Below are 18,160 nucleotides of genomic sequence, written 5' to 3'. Positions count from 1 at the left end.
GATGGTGGCACCCGGGGGCCGCACAGGAGAAGCCGCCGGGCGCTGATGCGACCCGGCGGCTTCGAAGTGGAGTCGTCGGGTCAGCTCGCTACGCGTACCGCGAGGGCGTCGCCGATCTCGTCGGTCGTCCGCGCGGTGCCCCCGTCGCGCTCCGCGAGATCGGCGGAGACGGCGTCCTCGATGCGCGTGGCCTCGGCGTCGTAGCCGAGGTGACGCAGCAGGAGGGCGACGGAGAGGATCGTGGCGGTCGGGTCGGCCTTGCCCTGCCCGGCGATGTCGGGGGCGGAGCCGTGGACCGGCTCGAACATCGACGGGAACGCGCCCGTCGGGTTGATGTTGCCGGAGGCGGCCAGGCCGATTCCGCCGGTGACGGCGGCGGCCAGGTCGGTGAGGATGTCGCCGAAGAGGTTGTCGGTGACGATGACGTCGAAGCGCTCCGGCTGGGTGACGAAGAAGATCGTCGCGGCGTCGACGTGCAGGTAGTCGGTGCTGACCTGCGGGTATTCGGCGGCGACCCGGTCGAAGGTGTTCTTCCACAGGTGGCCGGCGTAGACGAGGACGTTGTTCTTGTGGACCAGCGTCAGCTTCTTGCGGGGCCGGGCGGCCGCACGCTCGAAGGCGTCCCGGACCACGCGCTCGACGCCGTAGGCCGTGTTGACGCTGACCTCGGTGGCGACCTCGGCGGGGGTGCCGGTGCGCAGCGAGCCGCCGTTGCCGGTGTACGGGCCCTCGGTGCCCTCGCGGACGACGACGAAGTCGATGTCGGGGCGGCCGGCGAGCGGGGTCGCGGTGTTCGGGAAGAGCTTGGAGGGGCGCAGGTTGATGAAGTGGTCGAAGGCGAAACGCAGCTTCAGCAGCAGCCCGCGCTCCAGGACGCCGGACGGCACGGACGGGTCGCCGATCGCGCCGAGGAGGATGGCGTCGTGGTTCCTGAGGGCTTCCAGCTCCGCGTCCGGGAGGGTGTCGCCGGTGCGGTGCCAGCGCTGGGCACCGAGGTCGTACTCCTTGGTCTCCAGCTTCACGTCCTGCGGGAGGACAGCGTTGAGGACCTTGAGGCCCTGGGCCACGACTTCCTGGCCGATTCCGTCACCGGGGATCACTGCGAGATCGATGCTGCGAGACATGCCGGGAGCCTAACGGTGCGTCCCACCCCATGACATCCGCCGTCCACCATATGGACGGACGCAAGGATGTTCGGGGTGGGGTGGGTGGTACGGCGGAACGGGTGGAATACGGCTGCGGAGGCGGCGGCTCAGTGGCCGGTCTCGCCGCCGTTGTCGCGGCGGTCCAGGGCGCGCTGGAGGGCGGCTGCGGCGTTGCGGCGCTCGACCTCGGCCTGGCGGGAGGTGTGACGGACTCGGCGGACAGTGGTCTCGGCCATGATGGATCGACTCCTTGAGATTCCTGAGATCGCGTGGCACCGGCACGGGCGGCACAGCGCCGCGCGGTGGTGGGGAACGGGATCGGATTTCGAGGTGCCGGAAGGGGCGGGGAGCGTACGCGGCAGGGGTTGCCTGCCTCGGGCGTGCGCCACCATCCGCCGGTCGCTCGATCGAGCGATGCGTTCGGCTTCTACCAAGTTAGGACAGTCGGGCCGTCCTGTCTCCACAGTTAGTCGGACTTCCTACTATCTGAGACGGCCTCTTGGATCGGTGCAGGTCACAGCCCTGGAGGCAGTCCGTCCGCGAGCGGCCCCGTCAGCTCCGAGCGGACCGTCGGCTCAGAGGAGGTCGCCGTTCCGCCAGTCGAAGGCCAGCGCGTGGGCGGGAGCGGGCAGGGGGTGTCCGGCCGCCGGTCGGACGTAGGTGCTGCCCTCCTCCTCCGGGAGCGGGAGCGGGCCGTCCGGGCCGAGGGCGGTGAGCCGGCCCGGCCAGATCTGCCAGCCGCGCGCGGCGTACAGGGACGCGCCCGCGTCGGAGGCGGAGAGGGCCCCGAAGTCGTGGGCCGCGTCGATGACGTGCTCCAGGGCGGCCATGATCCGGTGGCCGAGGCCGCCCCGGCGGTGATCGGCGCGGACGGCGACGCCTTCGACGTAACCGGCGCGGTAGGAGCGGTCCGCGTGCAGGACGCGGCGCTGGACGACGGCGCCGTGGGCGATCAGGTGGCCGTCCGCGTCCCGGATCAGGGCGTGCACGCCGCCGAGGGTGTGCTCCCAGTCCTCGTCGGCGAAGTCGCCCTCGAAGGCGGCGTCGAGCAGGTCGCGGATCTCCGCTCGCTCGGCGGCGGCCAGTTCGAAGGTGGGGGCGGTGCGCGCGGCGGGCTCGGTCATGGGGCCCATCCTCGCGCGCGGGGGCGGCCGCCCGCACACGGATAACCCGCCCGGACCGGGGCGATGGGTGGTCCGGGCGGGCATCGGTTCGCTGCGGTACGGGAGCGCCGGCGGGTCAGTGCACCGTCATGCCGTGCGGAGCGTGTCGGTCGACCGTCACGTCGCACGTGGCGCGGCCGGGCCGACCTTCACGTCGTACGGGGCGCGGCTCAGTACACCGTCACGCCGTACGCGGAGAGCGCCTCGGTGACCGGCTGGTGGATGGCCGAGCCCGCGGTGCCCGAGCAGCCGGAGCTGCCGGAGTGGATGCCGAGGGCGACGGATCCGGCGAAGTGCGCGCCGCCGCTGTCGCCGCCGGCCGAGCAGGCGGTGGTGCGGACCATGTTGTAGACGGGCCCGTCGCCGTAGTTGACGGTGACGTTGACCGCGGTGACCGTGCCGGAGGTCACCTTGGTCGTGGAGCCGCTCTTCTGGATCGCCTGGCCGACGACGGCGTTGGCGGCGGAGGTGATGTCGCGGGTGGAGCCGTTGTAGAGGTCGACGGTTCCGGCGGGCGAGGAGCCGTCGGTGTAGCGGACGATGCCGTAGTCGTTGGTCGGGAAGCTGGTGCCCTCCCGGACGCCGATGACCGAACCGCCCGAGCTGGCGGACCAGTTGGCGGAGATGTTGGTGCAGTGTCCGGCGGTCACGAAGTAACGGGCCCCGCCCTTGGTGACGTTGAAGGCGGCCGAGCAGCGGCTGCCGCCACCGTAGATCGCGCCGCCGCCCAGCACCTCGCGGCGGAACTCACCGGGGACGCGCTTGACGGCGACCGCGCCGTCGAGCCGTTCGGCGACGGCTTCGAGGCGGGCCATGTCGCGGGCGGAGACGGAGGAGTCGGCCTCGACGGCGACCTTGTTGGTGCGCGGGTCGATGCCCCAGGAGGTGCCGGTGATCTTCGCCTCGGCCTCCAGGGTCTCGATGGCGGCGTCGAGCTGGGCGGCGCTGCGGGCCACCCGGCGGACGGTGGCGCCGGTCGCGCGGGCCTGCTCCTCGGCCCGGTCGGTGGTGACGGTGACGACCAGCTTTCCGGTCTTCGCGTCGAGGTAGGTTCCGGCGGTGGCGGTCCCGAGCGCGCGGTCGACCTGGGCGTCGAGGGCGTACGCGGACGGGGCGGGGATCGCCGAGGGGGCGGCGGCGGGGGTGTCGGCGGCGGTGGAGGGGGCGGCTCCGAGGCCGAGGGCGCCGGCGACGAGCAGCAGGGAAACGCCGATGCGCGCGCGGGAGTTGCGTCTCATGGGGGAACTCCTTCTCGGGTGACGTGTGGGGACGTACCGAGAAGGAATTTGACATGCCCATTACCTAAACCACAAGACCGCGTGACCCGGGACCGCGCCGAAGGCCCCGTACGCGGGCGCGCACATGGAAACCGCCCCCCGGCCGGCAGGGGGGCCGGTCGGGGGGCGGTGCTCTGTGGGGGCCCTCAAAAGGACCCCGGATCCGGGGCGCCGTGCTGCGGTGCCCCGGGAGGGCGTCAGCCCTGGTGGGGGTAGGTGTAGTCGGTCGGCGGGACCAGCGTCTCCTTGATGGCCCGGGTCAGGGTCCAGCGCTGGAGGTTCTGCGGGGCGCCCGCCTTGTCGTTGGTGCCGGAGGCGCGGCCGCCGCCGAAGGGCTGCTGGCCGACGACGGCGCCGGTCGACTTGTCGTTGATGTAGAAGTTGCCCGCGGCGTAGCGGAGCTTGTCCATCGTGTACGCGGCGGCCGCGCGGTCGCCCGCGATGACCGAGCCGGTCAGCGCGTAGTCGGAGACCGACTCCATCTGCTCCAGCATCGCGTCGTACTTCTCGTCCTCGTACACGTGGATCGCGAGGATCGGGCCGAAGTACTCGGTCGTGAAGACCTCGTTCTCGGGGTCGGTGCAGACGATGACGGTCGGGCGGACGAAGTAGCCCACCGAGTCGTCGTAGGTGCCGCCCGCGATGACCGTGCAGGTCGGGTCGGACTTGGCGCGGTCGATCGCGGCCTTGTTCTTGGCGAACGAGCGGTCGTCGATGACGGCACCGATGAAGTTGCTCAGGTCGGTGACGTCACCCATCGTGATGCCGTCGACCTCGGCCGCGAACTCCTCCTTGAAACCGGAGTTCCAGATGGAGGCGGGGACGTACGCCCGCGAGGAAGCGGAGCACTTCTGGCCCTGGAACTCGAAGGAGCCACGGGTCAGCGCGGTCTTCAGGATGGCGCGGTCGGCGCTGGGGTGCGCGACGACGAAGTCCTTGCCGCCGGTCTCGCCGACGAGCCGCGGGTAGGTGCGGTAGTTGGCGATGTTGTTGCCGACCGTCTTCCACAGGTGCTGGAAGGTGGGGGTCGAGCCGGTGAAGTGGATACCGGCCAGGTCGCGGTGGTTCAGCGCCACCTCGGAGACGGCGATGCCGTCGCCGGTGACCAGGTTGATGACGCCCTTGGGCAGCCCGGCCTCCTCCAGGAGCTGCATCAGCAGCACGGCGGCGTGGGTCTGCGTCGGGGACGGCTTCCACACCACGACGTTGCCCATGAGGGCGGGGGCGGTGGGGAGGTTGCCCGCGATGGCCGTGAAGTTGAACGGCGTGATCGCGTAGACGAAGCCCTCCAGCGGGCGGTGGTCCATGCGGTTCCACACGCCCGGGGAGTTGGCCGGGGGCTGCTCGGCGAGGATCTGGCGCGCGTAGTGCACGTTGAAGCGCCAGAAGTCGATGAGCTCGCAGGGGGTGTCGATCTCGGCCTGCTGGGCGGTCTTGGACTGGCCGAGCATGGTGGAGGCGGCCAGCGTCTCGCGCCAGGGGCCCGAGAGCAGCTCGGCGGCGCGCAGGATGATCGCGGCGCGGTCGTCGAAGGACATCGCGCGCCAGGCCGGGGCGGCGGCGAGGGCCGCGTCGATGGCGTCCTGGGCGTCCTGCTCGGTGGCGCCGGCGAAGGTGCCGATGACGGCCTTGTGGTTGTGCGGCTGTACGACGTTGACCCGCTCGCCGCCGCCCATCCGCTTCTCGCCGCCGATGGTCATCGGCAGGTCGATCGGGTTGTCGGCGAGCTCCTTGAGCTTCACCTCCAGGCGGGCGCGCTCCGGGGAGCCCGGGGCGTAGGAGTGGACCGGCTCGTTGACCGGCGCGGGGACCTGGGTGACGGCGTCCATGAGTGCCTTGTCTCCTTGATGTCGGCGGGGGTGTGGGTCGGCCCGGGGGCCGCTCAGCCCTTGGTGAGGATCGAGCGGCCGAAGAACAGCAGGTTGGCCGGCTTCTCCGCGAGGCGGCGCATGAAGTATCCGTACCAGTCGGTGCCGTACGCCGTGTAGACGCGCATCCGGTGGCCCTCGGCCGCGAGCCGGACGTGCTCGTCGCTGCGGATGCCGTACAGCATCTGGAACTCGTACTCGTCCAGTTTGCGCCCGGCCTGGCGGCCGAGCTCCTGGGCGATGGCGATGAGACGGGGATCGTGCGACCCGATCATCGGGTAGCCCGCGCCCTCCATCAGGATCCGGGTGATGCGGACGTACGCCTTGTCGATCTCGGCCTTGTCCTGGTACGCGACGGAGGCGGGCTCCTTGTAGGCGCCCTTCACGATGCGGACGCGGCTGCCGGCCTCGGCCAGGCGGCGGGCGTCGTCCTCGGTGCGGAAGAGGTAGGACTGGATGACGCAGCCGGTCTGCGGGAAGTCCTTCCGCAGCTCCTCGTGGATGGCGAACATCGAGTCGAGGGTGGTGTGGTCCTCGGCGTCCAGGGTGACCGTGGTGCCGATGGCGGCGGCCGCCTCGACGACCGGGCGGACGTTCGCGAGGGCCAGCTCGTGGCCGCCCTCCAGCGCCTGGCCGAACATCGACAGCTTGACGGACATCTCGGCGCGCGGGCCCAGGTCCAGGGCCTTCAGGCGCTCGATGAGCTCCAGGTAGGCGTCGCGGGCGGCCTCGGCCTGCGCGGGGGTGGTGATGTCCTCGCCGACGACGTCGAGCGTGACCTCCAGGCCCTTGTCCGCGGCGTCCTCGACGATCGGCACGACCTGGTCGACGGTCTCGCCGGCGATGAAGCGGTCGACGACCTGCTTGGTGCCGGGCGCGGCCGAGATGAACCGGCGCATCTTGTCGCTGCGCGATGCGGCGAGAATCACGGGACCCAGCACGGGGCACCTCCACGAATGTACGGACGAGGGGCCGTAACGGTACGAACATGAACGAACCGGTACGGCACGGATAACCACTGTGAAATCTAGGTACCCCGTGCGTGCTGTGCCATCGACACCTGTCACGCATCCGTGGCCGCCATCTCAGACATCTGTATGAGGATGGCCGCGCGGAGGTGCAGAATGGCGGAGTGACAGGCGATTACCAGGAACTGGTCGACGAGATCTCCTCCCTCCTCGACGCCCCGGCCACCCTGGAGAACCGGGACTTCGGCCTGGTCGCCTTCGGAGCCCACGACAGCGACGACGACAGCGCGATGGACCCGGTCCGCACCCGCTCGATCCTGACCCGGCGCTCCACCCCCGCCGTCCGCGCCTGGTTCGAGGGGTTCGGCATCACCCGGGCCACCGGACCCGTCCGGATCCCCGCCGCGCCCGAGGCCGGGGTGTTCCGGGACCGCATCTGCCTTCCGGTACGCCATCGGGGTGTCGTCCTCGGTTACGTCTGGCTGCTCGACGCGGACCCGGGCCCGACCGACGAGCAGCTGGCCGCCGCGATGGAGGTGGCCGCCCGGATCGGGGCACTCCTCTTCGACGAGGCGCGGGCGGGCGCGGACCTCTCACGGGAGTTCGGCGCGGTGCTCACGGCGGGCCCCGGCCGGCAGCGCGACACCGCCGTCGCCGCGCTGGGCGAGGCCCTGGGCCGGGACGCGGAGGGGCTGCACACGGTGGTGTGCGTGACCCCGTGGGCCGACGACACGCCGTCGGTACGGGGCGTGGCGTCGGCGGCCGCGCTGGCGACGGTCCCCGCGCCGGGGGCCGCCGGACCCCTGTCGCTGGCCGCGCTCGTCCGGCTGCGCTCGCCGGACCGCCTGGACCCCGCCCTGAGCGCGGCGGACCGGCTGCGCGCGGGCGGGGACCCGGCCGTCACCGGGGGGATCGCCACGCCGCGCCGGGGCCTGGACCAGCTGGCGGTCTCCTGGCGCGAGGCCACGGCGGCGGCCCGCGCGGCCCGGGCCGAGCCCCGTCTCGGCCCGGTGGCGCAGTGGTCGGCGATCGGCCCGTACCGCCTGCTGACCGCGCTCCCGGGCACCGCCACGGACCCCGGGGACCCGGCCGCCGCCTCGCTGCTGACCCCGTTGCACCGGGAGCTGGCGCACACCGCCGAGGTGTTCCTGGACTGCGCGGGCCAGGCGAGCCGGACGGCCGCCGCCCTGGGCATCCACCGCCAGACGCTCTACTACCGGCTCTCCCGGATCCAGCAGATCACCGGCCTCGACCTGAACGACGGGGAGGACCGGCTGCTGCTGCACATGGCGGTGAAGCGGGCGCGGCTCTAGCCGGTCCTGGACCGCTCACTTGCCGAAGCGGCGTTCCCGGTTGGCGTACGAGCGCAGCGCGCGCAGGAAGTCCACGTGGCGGAAGGCCGGCCAGTAGCAGTCCACCCAGTGCATCTCGGCGTACGCGGACTGCCAGAGCAGGAAGCCGGACAGGCGCTGCTCGCCGGAGGTGCGGATGATGAAGTCGGTGTGGTCGGCGACGGGTGAGTAGAGGTGCCGGGAGATGTCGTCGATCCCGAACCGGGCGACCAGTTCGGCCGGGTCGCCGCCGGCCGCGATGTGCTCCTCGAAGGCGCTCTTCACGGCGTCGACGATCTCGCGCCGGCCGCCGTAGCCGACCGCCACGTCCACCTTGAGGCCGCCGCGGCCGGTCGTGGCGGCGGTCGCCTCCTTGAGCACCCGGGCGCTGGTGCCGGGCAGCATGTCGAGCGAGCCGATCGCCCGGACCTCCCAGTCCCGGCCCTCAGCCGTGATGTCCCGGACGGTCTCCTCGATGACCTCGATCAGTGGGCCGAGTTCCTCGGCGGGGCGGCCCAGGTTGTCGTCGGAGAGCATGAAGAGGGTCACGTGCTCGATCCCGGCGGCCGTGCACCAGCCCAGGAACGTGGTCACCTTGGCGCCGCCCGCCCGGTAGCCCTCCCGGACGTCCGTGTGCCCGGCCTTGCGGGCCCAGCGCCGGTTGCCGTCGACCATGATCCCGACGTGCTGGGGGCGCGGCAGACCCACCAGGGTCGCGGCGAGCCGACGCTCGTACACCGCTTCGATGGGCCTTCGGAGGAACAGGGGGAGCAGCTTCATGAACCCTCTCCAGCGCGGGACACCAGCACGGGACAGCTGATGCCGACGGACCTTATCAGCGGCTCCGGCCGCCACCCGCCGGATCCCGGCGGCGCCGGGCGGGCCTCACAACCGCCCGTCGAAGTCCGCCGGTTCGGGGATCGGACGGTCGCTGACCAGGGCGGCGAGCACGAACGGCGCGTCCCCGTCGCTGTGGCCGGAGATCAGGCCGATCCACCGGCCGCCGGGGTCGAGGGGGCCCCAGACCTCCAGGTCCCCGTACAGGTCCTGCGAGAACAGCGCCTCGAACAGCGGCTCCACCGGCGATCCGCCCTGCCGGCGCATCAGCGGCCCGTCCAGCCGCACCCTGCGGTGCGGCCCCCAGCGGGCGTCCAACGCCCGGGCCAGCTCGGCCAGATGGGACGCGGCGGCCTCCTCGGCGTCGTTCCACTCGGGGGCGTACACACCGGTGAGGGGGTCGCCCTCCCAGAGCGGCACGATGCGGAAGCCCGCCCCGGCGGTGACCGTCCACTCCTCGGTGACCGGGTCGCCCTCGGCGGTGACGGGACCGTCGGCCGGCACGGGCGCGGTGAGCAGGTCGGTCACCTCCGCCGCCGCACGGTCCGTGTCGAAGGGCTCGCCCGCCCGGGAGGTCACAGCACCGCCCGGTCCATCGGGCGGGGCAGCGGCGCCAGGGCTCCCGCCTCGCGGAGCCGTTCGCACGCGCGCACCACCGCCGCGGTGTCACCGGGTGCCGCGATGCTCAACAGCTCTCCACCGCCCGGGACTTCCTGACGGACCGCTTCCAGACCGGCCGGCACGAGGGCGGCACGGGCCGGGGAGAGGTAGCCGACCCGGCCCACGGCCGGGTCCTCGACCGAGAACCCGGCCTCGTCCTCCAGGGCGTCCAGCACGTCGTTGTCGCTCACATCGCCGAAGTCCGGCTCCCACACCCGGGCCAGGAGCGCGAGGACGTCCTCCTCGGGGACGGGTGCTCCGTCCGGCGCGTGGATCACCACCATGATCGACTGGAGCAGGAACTCCGGTGTGCCGCCCGCGACTCCGCTGACCTCCACCTCCCAGCCGGGCATGCCCGTGCCGACCACCCGCAGCCCGGTACCCGTCAGATCCGACCAGTCGGCCGCGCTCTGGGCGGCGCGCACCGCGCCGAGCAGGGCGTCCTCGTCGGGTGCGACGGCCGTCGCGGGTCCGTTCGCGTGGATCTGGCTCCAGGCAGCCGCCGCCTGCGGGAGCAGCCCGGTCAGTCCGTCCAGGGTCCGCTGCCACCGACCGGCCAGGGACTCGACCGGCTCCGGCCTCGGGCCCCAGAAGCCTCGCACCAGACATCGCATGCTGATCTCTCTCCTCCGTCGCCGGACCGCACCGGGTCGCCCACAGGGGCAGGCTACTCGGCTACTCGTCGAAGGCGCCGGGCTTCCTCGTGCTGTCGCCCGGTCTCACCGGCGTCGGAACCACCTTGATCGGCAGCCTTGCCTCCCGGAACGCCGCGCGGGCCGCCTTCGCGACCTCCGGGTTCGAGAAGTGCCACTCCACGGGCTTGCCGCCGGCCGCCTCCACCTGGGCGCGGGCCTCCGCGACGAACTTGTCCCTGCCGGAGGGGGTGAGCGTTCCCGGGCGGGACTGCGAGAGGTAGGAGTCGTAGCCGTTCTTGGCCTCCAGGTAGGTCTGCCGGGAGGAGTCCCACCCGTCGTACTCCACCGCGGGTTTGCCCTCGCGCGGGTGCGGGACGACGTACTCCTGGCCCCGGTTCGTGCCGGTGATCTGCTCCTGGTAGCGCAGCCAGGACTCGTTCTTCCAGTTGGGCACGGGGTTACGGTCCCGTCCCGCCCAGTAGCCGTCGCCCGCGTCCGCGTCACCGAGGGTGCGGGTGGTGAGTTCGTCCGCCCAGGAGGGCGGGTTGTAGTTGCGCGGGTCGCTGGTGTCGTTGCGCTGCGGCTCCGGGTGCTGCTTCTTGTCCAGCTGCGCCTGCCGGGCCCGCTCGGGCTCCTCCAGCCGCTTCTGGTCCAGGTGGGCCTGGCGTTCCGCCGCCCGCGCGTCCTCGGCCGCCTTCTTGGCCGCCTCGTCGCAGCCGCCCTCGGCGAGGAGGATCCGGCCCGGCGAGCCGCCCGCGAGCACCCCGGTGCCGGCGCCCGGCACACCGCCGGACCCGCCGCCGCCTCCGCCGTACGGCACCCTCGGCGGCCCGCCCGCGATCGCGCAGCCGGTGCGGCGCGCCGCGTCCTCGGCACTGTCCGCCGCCTCGTCGGCCTCCTTCGCCGCCTTGCGTACGCCGTCGAGATCGCCCGCGTCCGCGGCCTGCCGGGCCCGGCGGGCGGCCGTGCTCGCATCGCCCGCCGCGTCCGCGACCTCGGAGGCCACCTTGCCGAGCTTGCCGAGTTTGCCGGCCTTGCCGACCACCTTCGCGACGTTGTAGCCCGGGATGAACAGCGAGCCGACGTTCCAGATCACATCGGTGACGGCCCGGGTCTTCTCGCCGTTGTTCCAGCGCTCGCGGACCTCGTCGCCGACGAAGATGTCGTCGCCGACCGTGATCACCGTGTTGACGGAGGCCCCGCCCCAGTCCCAGAGCGCGCCCAGGTAGTCGCCGTCGGCCCACTTGTCGCCCGCGCCCGAGGAGTCCTTGACCCACTGGTCGCCGAGCTGCTTGCCGTAGTCGACCAGGCCCGACCAGGTCTCCGGCTTGAACAGGTCGATGATCCCGGAGATGTCGCCCCAGATCCCGTCGACCACCAGTCCCTTGAAGACCTGGGTCGTACGGTCCCAGGCGCAGCCGAAGAAGCCCCAGCCGCCGCAGTCCTCCTGCTCCTCGGCCTGCTCGCCGCCCTCACCCTCGCCGTCGTCGGACGCCTGTACGTCGTAGGCGGCCTCGGGCTCCTCGTGGTCCTCGGGGAAGGTGTCCTCGCCGGTGCCGGGGCGCCCGTTGTCGTCGGGACCGCCGGTGCCGCCGCCCGTCGTGGTGGAGCCGGGGCCACCCGAGCTCTCCCCGCCGGTCCCGCCGGTCGTACCGCCGCTGCCCTGGGTGCCTTCAGAGCCACCGGTGCCTTCCGTGCCGCCGGTCCCGCCGGTGCCTTCCGTGCCGCCCGTCGCGTCGCCGCCGGAGCCACCCGTCGCGTCGCCGCCGGTCGTGCCGCCCGTGGTCGTACCGCCCGTAGTGGTCGAACCGCCGTCGGCGGCACCCCCGTCGGCTCCGCCATCGGCACCACCGTCAGCGCCCCCGTCGGCTCCGCCATCCGCGCCGCCGTCCGCGCCCGCCGACGTACCGCCGTCCGCTCCACCGCCCGGGTCGTCTCCCGCCACCGTGTCGCTGCCTCCGGGCGACACCGGGCACGAGCTGCCCGTCAGCGAGCAGATCGCCGACTGGAGCCCCTCCGTGATCCGGCCGCCGAGGCCGCCCACCGTCAGCGCCCCGATCAGCGCGACGACGATCAGGACCAGGCCCAGATACTCCAGGGCTGTCTGCCCCCGGTCCCGCTTCCACGTGATCATGTGCGGGAGCGAGAACTTCGGCGGCTCCCCGCGCTCCCGGGGCGGCAGCAGGAACCACGCGCGGCTCTGCGGACGGCGCAGCAGCACCAGGATGAGGACCGGCAGCACCAGCTGCGTGAACCCGTCCGGCGACCCGTCCGACACGTTGCCGAGGCCGCCGATGATCAGCCAGATCTGGACGGCGACGATCCCCCACAGCACGCGCCTGCCGCCCGTCCGCAGGTGCCGGGCCAGCAGGGCGCAGAGCACCCCGGGCGCGGAGGCGTACAGCAGGATGCCGAACACCTGGGCGCCCATGGCGTCGGCGGCGATCGCGGAGCCGGAGAGGCCGACCGCGCCGAGGACCGTCGCGCCGAGCAGGACGAGGAGGGCCACCCGGACCGCGGCGAGCGGGCCCGGGAGGTCACGCCGGGGGGCGGCGGCCGGAGCCGGGCCTCCCGCTACGGGTATGCCACCGACAGCAGACATACGTGATCCGACCCCCGGTGCCCATGAGTGACATGACAACCGGTCACCCTAGGGTCGGGCGCCTCGCGCGTCGTGGGCCCCAGGGCCCAACCCCGGGCCCATTGGGGCGGATCGGGCCGATCGGCCCCCGAAAACGCGGCTGCCGGGCGCCCCGGTGAAGTGGGCGCCCGGCAGCCGGGGTCGTACAGGTGGGTCAGTCGGTGAGGTTCACCGAGCGGGCCGAGGACGCGCCGATCTCCTCGGCGATCTCGGTCAGCACCGGCTGCGGGACCGTCTCGTCGACGGTGAGGACGACCAGCGCCTCGCCGCCCTCCGCGGCACGCGAGACCTGCATGCCCGCGATGTTCAGCCCGGCCTCGCCGAGGATCTTGCCGACCGCGCCCACCACACCGGGACGGTCCTGGTAGCGCAGGACGACCATGTGGTCGGCGAGCGCCAGGTCGACGTCGTGCTCGCCGATGGCCACGATCTTCTGAAGGTGCTTCGGGCCGGCCAGCGTGCCGGAGACCGCGACCTCCTCGCCGCTGCCGAGCGTGCCGCGCACGGTGACCACGTTGCGGTGGTCGGGCGACTCGGAGCTGGTGGTGAGGCGGACCTCGACACCGCGCTCCTGCGCGAACAGCGGGGCGTTGACGTAGGACACGGTCTCGTCGACGACGTCCTCGAAGACACCCTTGAGCGCGGAGAGCTCCAGCACCTTCACGTCGTGCTGGGTGATCTCGCCGTACACCTCGACGTCGAGGCGGGCCGCGACCTCGCCCGCGAGCGCGGTGAAGATCCGGCCGAGCTTCTCGGCGAGCGGCAGACCGGGGCGTACGTCCTCGGCGATGACGCCGCCCTGGACGTTGACCGCGTCCGGGACCAGCTCACCGGCGAGGGCGAGGCGCACGGACTTGGCGACGGCGATGCCCGCCTTCTCCTGCGCCTCGTCGGTGGAGGCGCCGAGGTGCGGGGTGCAGACGACCTGGTCGAACTGGAACAGCGGGGAGTCCGTGCAGGGCTCCTTCGCGTACACATCGAGGCCGGCGCCGGCGACGCGGCCCTCCTTGAGGGCGGAGTACAGCGCCTCCTCGTCGACGATCCCACCGCGCGCGGCGTTGACGATGCGGACCGACGGCTTCACCTTGTGCAGCGCCTCGTCGCCGATGAGACCCAGGGTCTCGGGGGTCTTCGGCAGGTGCACGGTGATGAAGTCGGCAACCTCCAGGAGCTCGTCCAGGCTGAGGAGCTTGACGCCCATCTGCGCGGCGCGGGCCGGCTGGACGTAGGGGTCGTAGGCGACGATCTTCATGCCGAAGGCCGACATGCGCTGGGCGACCAGGACGCCGATGCGGCCGAGGCCCACGACGCCGAGGACCTTCTCGCTGAGCTCGACCCCGGTGTACTTCGAGCGCTTCCACTCACCGTTCTTGAGCGCGGTGTTGGCCTGCGGGATGTTGCGCGCGGTGGCCACCAGCAGACCGCAGGCCAGCTCGGCGGCGGTGACGATGTTGGAGGTCGGGGCGTTGACGACCATCACGCCGGCCTTGGTGGCGGCGGAGACGTCCACGTTGTCCAGACCGACGCCCGCGCGGGCCACGACCCGGAGCTTCCTGGCGGCGGCCAGGGCCTCGGCGTCGACCTTGGTGGCGGAGCGCACCAGGATCGCGTCGACGTCGGCGATCGCGGGGAGCAGCTCGGCGCGGTCCGCGCCGTTGCAGTGCCGGATCTCGAAATCCGGACCCAGGGCGTCGACCGTGGCGGGCGACAGCTCTTCAGCGATGAGTACGACAGGTTTCGAGCTCACGTGAGTCCTCACAAGTCCAGTGCGGACGGCCGTCCCGACGGCCGCAGGCGGTGGAGGGGCTAGCCGCGTGGTAGACGCACGACACTGTGGGCCCTGACGCGTGTATGTGTTGAGAAGTGTAGTCATGCGACGGGCTGTGTACCGCGCCCCCGTGGAAGGATCACCCGCACGAGGGTGGACGTGGTGTACACCCGTACGGAACGCCCCTGGGGCACTGTGGAGCGGGGCGGGTCCGTCATGGACCCGCCCCGCTCCCCCGAGGCCTAGGCCTCTTCGTCGTTCACCCAGCTCATGAGCTTGCGCAGCTCGCGGCCCGTGGTCTCCAGCAGGTGGTCGCTGTCGGCCTTCTTGTACTCGTTGTACTTGGGCAGACCGTTGTGGTACTCGGCCATCCAGTTCTTGGCGAAGGTGCCGTCCTGGATCTCGGCGAGGACCTTCTTCATCTCGGCCTTGGTGGCGTCGGTGATGATCCGGGGGCCGGTGACGTAGTCGCCCCACTCGGCGGTCTCCGAGATGGACCAGCGCATCTTCTCCAGGCCGCCCTCGTACATGAGGTCGACGATGAGCTTCAGCTCGTGGAGGCACTCGAAGTACGCGATCTCGGGCTGGTAGCCGGCCTCGGTCAGCGTCTCGAAACCGGCCTTGACCAGGGCGGCGGTGCCACCGCAGAGGACGGCCTGCTCACCGAACAGGTCGGTCTCGGTCTCCTCGGTGAAGGTGGTCTTGATGACGCCGGCGCGGGTGCCGCCGATGCCCTTGGCGTACGACAGGGCGAGCTCCAGGCCCTTGCCCGTGGAGTCCTGCTCGACGGCCACGATGCAGGGGACGCCGCGGCCCTCCTCGTACTGGCGGCGGACCAGGTGGCCGGGGCCCTTGGGGGCGACCATGCAGACGTCGACGTCGGCCGGCGGCTTGATGAAGCCGAAGCGGATGTTCAGGCCGTGGCCGAAGAACAGCGCGTCGCCCGCCTTGAGGTTGTCCTTGACGGACTCCTCGTAGACCTGGGCCTGGATCGGGTCCGGGACGAGGATCATGATGACGTCGGCCTCGGCGGCCGCCTCGGCGGGGGTCACCACGCGCAGACCCTGCTCCTCGGCCTTGGCCTTGGACTTCGAGCCTTCGTGCAGACCGACGCGGACGTCGACGCCGGAGTCGCGGAGCGACAGCGCGTGGGCGTGGCCCTGGCTGCCGTAACCGAGAACCGCGACCTTGCGGCCCTGGATGATGGACAGGTCGGCATCGTCGTCGTAGAACAGCTCGGCCACTGGGTCTTCTCCTTGGTGTGCAGGTGTTGCGTCCCACCGTACGGCGGGGTGCGTCGTATGCGTTGTCGGGTCTCGCCATGCGAGCGGCGCGGGCGCCGCTCCCGGTGCCGCTAGGCGGAGCGGTCGAGGGCGCGCAGGGACCGGTCGGTGATCGAGCGCGCGCCGCGCCCTATGGCGATGGTGCCGGACTGGACGAGCTCCTTGATGCCGTACTGCTCCAGCATCTTGAGCATCGCCTCCAGCTTGTCGGCCCCTCCGGTCGCCTCGATCGTGACGGCCTCCGGGGAGACGTCGACGGTCTTGGCGCGGAACAGCTGGACGATCTCGACGATCTGGGAGCGGGTCTCGCTGTCGGCGCGCACCTTCACCAGGACGAGCTCCCGCTGGATCGCAGCGGACGGCTCGAGTTCGACGATCTTCAGGACGTTGACCAGCTTGTTGAGCTGCTTGGTCACCTGCTCCAGGGGCAGGCCCTCGACATTCACGACGATGGTGATGCGGGAGATGTCGGGGTGCTCGGTCGTACCGACCGCGAGCGAGTCGATGTTGAAGCCGCGTCGGGAGAACAGGGCGGTGATCCGGGCGAGGACACCGGGCTTGTTCTCGACCAGGACGGAGAGCGTGTGCTTTTCGGACATGGGAGTCGTTCTCTCTCTGTCTCTCAGTCGTCTTCGTTGTCGCCGAAGTCGGGGCGGACGCCGCGCGCGGCCTGGACCTCGTCGTTGGAGGTGCCGGCGGCGACCATCGGCCAGACCATGGCGTCCTCGTGGACGATGAAGTCGATCACGACGGGGCGGTCGTTGATGGAGTTGGCCTCTTCGATGACCTTGTCCAGGTCGGCCGGGTCCTCGCAGCGGATGGCGTGGCAGCCCATGGCCTCGGACAGCTTGACGAAGTCCGGGACGCGGGTGCCCTTGGCGGCGTTGCCGTCCGTGTCCGCGCCGGAGTGCAGCACGGTGTTGGAGTAGCGCTGGTTGTAGAAGAGGGTCTGCCACTGGCGGACCATCCCGAGGGCGCCGTTGTTGATGACGGCGACCTTGATCGGGATGTTGTTGAGCGCGCAGGTGGTCAGTTCCTGGTTGGTCATCTGGAAGCAGCCGTCGCCGTCGATGGCCCAGACCGTGCGGTCGGGCATGCCGGCCTTGGCGCCCATCGCGGCGGGGACCGCGTACCCCATCGTTCCGGCGCCGCCGCTGTTGAGCCAGGTGGCGGGCTGCTCGTAGTCGATGAAGTGGGAGGCCCACATCTGGTGCTGTCCGACACCGGCCGCGAAGATCGTGCCCTCGGGGGCGAGCTGCCCGATGCGCTGGATGACCTGCTGCGGGGAGAGACTGCCGTCCTCGGGCAGGTCGTAGCCCAGCGGATAGGTGTCGCGCCAGCGGTTGAGGTCCTTCCACCAGGCGGCGTAGTCACCGGTGTTGCCCTCGGTGTGCTCGGCCTGGACGGCCTGGACCAGGTCGGCCAGGACCTCGCGGGCGTCGCCGACGATCGGCACGTCGGCGGTGCGGTTCTTGCCGATCTCGGCGGGGTCGATGTCGGCGTGGACGATCTTGGCGTACGGGGCGAAGCTGTCCAGCTTGCCGGTGACGCGGTCGTCGAAGCGGGCTCCGAGGGCGACGATCAGGTCGGCCTTCTGCAGCGCGGTGACGGCGGTGACCGCACCGTGCATGCCCGGCATTCCCACGTGCAGCGGGTGGCTGTCGGGGAAGGCGCCGAGCGCCATCAGGGTGGTGGTGACGGGCGCTCCGGTCAGCTCCGCGAGGACCTTCAGCTCGGCGGTGGCCCCGGCCTTCAGGACGCCGCCGCCGACGTACAGCACGGGGCGCTTGGACTGGGTGATCAGCTTGGCGGCCTCGCGGATCTGCTTGGCGTGCGGCTTGGTCACCGGGCGGTAGCCGGGCAGGTCCTGGGTGGGCGGCCAGCTGAAGGTGGTCTTCGCCTGGAGGGCGTCCTTGGCGATGTCGACGAGGACCGGTCCGGGGCGGCCGGTGGAGGCGATGTGGAAGGCCTCGGCGATGGTGTGCGGGATGTCCTCGGCCTTGGTGACCAGGAAGTTGTGCTTGGTGATCGGCATCGTGATGCCGCAGATGTCGGCTTCCTGGAAGGCGTCGGTGCCGATGGCCTTGGAGGCGACCTGGCCGGTGATCGCGACGAGCGGCACGGAGTCCATGTGCGCGTCGGCGATCGGGGTGACCAGGTTGGTGGCGCCGGGGCCCGAGGTGGCCATGCAGACGCCGACCTTGCCGGTGGCCTGCGCGTATCCGGTGGCGGCGTGGCCGGCGCCCTGCTCGTGGCGGACCAGGACGTGGCGGACCCGGGTGGAGTCCATCATCGGGTCGTAGGCGGGGAGGATCGCACCGCCGGGAATGCCGAATACCGTGTCGGCGCCGACTTCCTCGAGAGAACGGATGAGGGACTGCGCGCCCGTGACGTGCTCAACGGTGACGGACGGCTGTCCGCCGGTACGGGCGCGCGGCTGCGGGTGGTGGGCCCCGGTGGCCTGCTCGGTCATCGGCATTCTCTTCTCGAAGCTGAGGGTTTTCGCGGGTGTTTTGCAGCGTTTTGAGAGGTGTCAGTGCAACAAAAAACCCCTCGTGCCGTGAGGCAAGCGAGGGGAGCGCGC

At 71.6% G+C, this 18,160-nt stretch carries 15 protein-coding genes; 1 reads left to right on the top strand and 14 read right to left on the bottom strand.

The annotated features are described in order from the left end of the window. Positions 1–80 precede the first annotated feature (80 nt). From IE134_RS15600 to IE134_RS15580, 6 genes are all read right to left on the bottom strand, one after another. Positions 81–1,124, bottom strand: a complete 1,044-nt coding sequence (locus tag IE134_RS15600; RefSeq protein ID WP_030714825.1) for a 3-isopropylmalate dehydrogenase — start codon at positions 1,122–1,124, stop codon at positions 81–83. Positions 1,125–1,252: 128 nt separating this feature from the next. After that, positions 1,253–1,381, bottom strand: a complete 129-nt coding sequence (locus IE134_RS34435; RefSeq protein ID WP_098018916.1) for a hypothetical protein — start codon at positions 1,379–1,381, stop codon at positions 1,253–1,255. A gap of 339 nt (positions 1,382–1,720) precedes the next feature. Next, entirely contained in the window at positions 1,721–2,269 is a 549-nt protein-coding gene (locus IE134_RS15595; protein ID WP_098895138.1) for a GNAT family N-acetyltransferase, read from the bottom strand. A 209-nt stretch (positions 2,270–2,478) separates the two neighbouring features. After that, positions 2,479–3,546 carry a S1 family peptidase gene (locus tag IE134_RS15590; RefSeq protein ID WP_126930705.1) on the bottom strand — a complete coding sequence of 356 codons (1,068 nt, stop codon included), beginning with the start codon at positions 3,544–3,546 and terminating at the stop codon, positions 2,479–2,481. 236 nt (positions 3,547–3,782) lie between these two features. Further along, the gene (gene pruA, locus IE134_RS15585) at positions 3,783–5,414 is read right to left on the bottom strand and encodes an L-glutamate gamma-semialdehyde dehydrogenase (protein WP_030714834.1); all 1,632 of its coding nucleotides are present in this window, start codon (positions 5,412–5,414) and stop codon (positions 3,783–3,785) included. Between the two features lie 53 nt (positions 5,415–5,467). Next, positions 5,468–6,394, bottom strand: a complete 927-nt coding sequence (locus IE134_RS15580) for a proline dehydrogenase family protein (RefSeq protein ID WP_030714837.1) — start codon at positions 6,392–6,394, stop codon at positions 5,468–5,470. Positions 6,395–6,585: 191 nt separating this feature from the next. Between IE134_RS15580 and IE134_RS15575 the strand changes: the two genes are divergently transcribed. Further along, positions 6,586–7,734 carry a PucR family transcriptional regulator gene (locus tag IE134_RS15575; protein ID WP_126930706.1) on the top strand — a complete coding sequence of 383 codons (1,149 nt, stop codon included), beginning with the start codon at positions 6,586–6,588 and terminating at the stop codon, positions 7,732–7,734. Between the two features lie 15 nt (positions 7,735–7,749). On the opposite strand, the gene IE134_RS15570 is transcribed toward IE134_RS15575, so the two are convergent. From IE134_RS15570 to IE134_RS15535, 8 genes are all read right to left on the bottom strand, one after another. Next, positions 7,750–8,532 carry an isoprenyl transferase gene (locus tag IE134_RS15570; RefSeq protein ID WP_030714843.1) on the bottom strand — a complete coding sequence of 261 codons (783 nt, stop codon included), beginning with the start codon at positions 8,530–8,532 and terminating at the stop codon, positions 7,750–7,752. A gap of 105 nt (positions 8,533–8,637) precedes the next feature. Beyond that, complete coding sequence (locus IE134_RS15565; protein WP_030714847.1) at positions 8,638–9,168, bottom strand: hypothetical protein; 531 nt, start codon at positions 9,166–9,168, stop codon at positions 8,638–8,640. Then, positions 9,165–9,863 (bottom strand): hypothetical protein, encoded by a 699-nt coding sequence (locus IE134_RS15560; RefSeq protein WP_098896218.1) that lies wholly within the window; start codon positions 9,861–9,863, stop codon positions 9,165–9,167. Before IE134_RS15560 ends, IE134_RS15565 begins: the two co-directional genes overlap by 4 nt. 61 nt (positions 9,864–9,924) lie before the next feature. Next, a complete protein-coding gene (locus IE134_RS15555) occupies positions 9,925–12,486 on the bottom strand; it encodes a Tox-REase-5 domain-containing protein (protein WP_030714853.1) in 2,562 nt (853 codons plus the stop codon). 193 nt (positions 12,487–12,679) lie between these two features. After that, positions 12,680–14,272 carry a phosphoglycerate dehydrogenase gene (gene serA / locus IE134_RS15550; RefSeq protein ID WP_006127787.1) on the bottom strand — a complete coding sequence of 531 codons (1,593 nt, stop codon included), beginning with the start codon at positions 14,270–14,272 and terminating at the stop codon, positions 12,680–12,682. 263 nt (positions 14,273–14,535) lie between these two features. Then, the gene (gene ilvC, locus IE134_RS15545; protein WP_010056416.1) at positions 14,536–15,537 is read right to left on the bottom strand and encodes a ketol-acid reductoisomerase; all 1,002 of its coding nucleotides are present in this window, start codon (positions 15,535–15,537) and stop codon (positions 14,536–14,538) included. 110 nt (positions 15,538–15,647) lie between these two features. After that, on the bottom strand, positions 15,648–16,175 hold the full coding sequence (gene ilvN, locus IE134_RS15540; RefSeq protein ID WP_006127785.1) for an acetolactate synthase small subunit: 528 nt from the start codon (positions 16,173–16,175) through the stop codon (positions 15,648–15,650). A gap of 23 nt (positions 16,176–16,198) precedes the next feature. Further along, a complete protein-coding gene (locus IE134_RS15535; protein ID WP_073774728.1) occupies positions 16,199–18,055 on the bottom strand; it encodes an acetolactate synthase large subunit in 1,857 nt (618 codons plus the stop codon). Positions 18,056–18,160 lie beyond the last annotated feature (105 nt).

Source organism: Streptomyces rubiginosohelvolus, from assembly GCF_014649875.1.
GTDB lineage: Bacteria > Actinomycetota > Actinomycetes > Streptomycetales > Streptomycetaceae > Streptomyces > Streptomyces rubiginosohelvolus.
Note: the sequence above shows the minus strand (reverse complement) of the source record. Positions and strands in the feature narration are given on the sequence as shown.

Bases quoted from the DNA above. Each gene is read 5' to 3' on its own strand.
- IE134_RS15600 (WP_030714825.1), bottom strand. From the start codon at position 1,124: ATGTCTCGCAGCATCGATCTCGCAGTGATCCCCGGTGACGGAATCGGC.
- IE134_RS34435 (WP_098018916.1), bottom strand. From the start codon at position 1,381: ATGGCCGAGACCACTGTCCGCCGAGTCCGTCACACCTCCCGCCAGGCC.
- IE134_RS15595 (WP_098895138.1), bottom strand. From the start codon at position 2,269: ATGACCGAGCCCGCCGCGCGCACCGCCCCCACCTTCGAACTGGCCGCC.
- IE134_RS15570 (WP_030714843.1), bottom strand. From the start codon at position 8,532: ATGAAGCTGCTCCCCCTGTTCCTCCGAAGGCCCATCGAAGCGGTGTAC.
- ilvN (WP_006127785.1), bottom strand. From the start codon at position 16,175: ATGTCCGAAAAGCACACGCTCTCCGTCCTGGTCGAGAACAAGCCCGGT.
- IE134_RS15535 (WP_073774728.1), bottom strand. From the start codon at position 18,055: ATGCCGATGACCGAGCAGGCCACCGGGGCCCACCACCCGCAGCCGCGC.
- pruA (WP_030714834.1), bottom strand. From the start codon at position 5,414: ATGGACGCCGTCACCCAGGTCCCCGCGCCGGTCAACGAGCCGGTCCAC.
- IE134_RS15560 (WP_098896218.1), bottom strand. From the start codon at position 9,863: ATGCGATGTCTGGTGCGAGGCTTCTGGGGCCCGAGGCCGGAGCCGGTC.
- IE134_RS15555 (WP_030714853.1), bottom strand. From the start codon at position 12,486: ATGTCTGCTGTCGGTGGCATACCCGTAGCGGGAGGCCCGGCTCCGGCC.
- IE134_RS15590 (WP_126930705.1), bottom strand. From the start codon at position 3,546: ATGAGACGCAACTCCCGCGCGCGCATCGGCGTTTCCCTGCTGCTCGTC.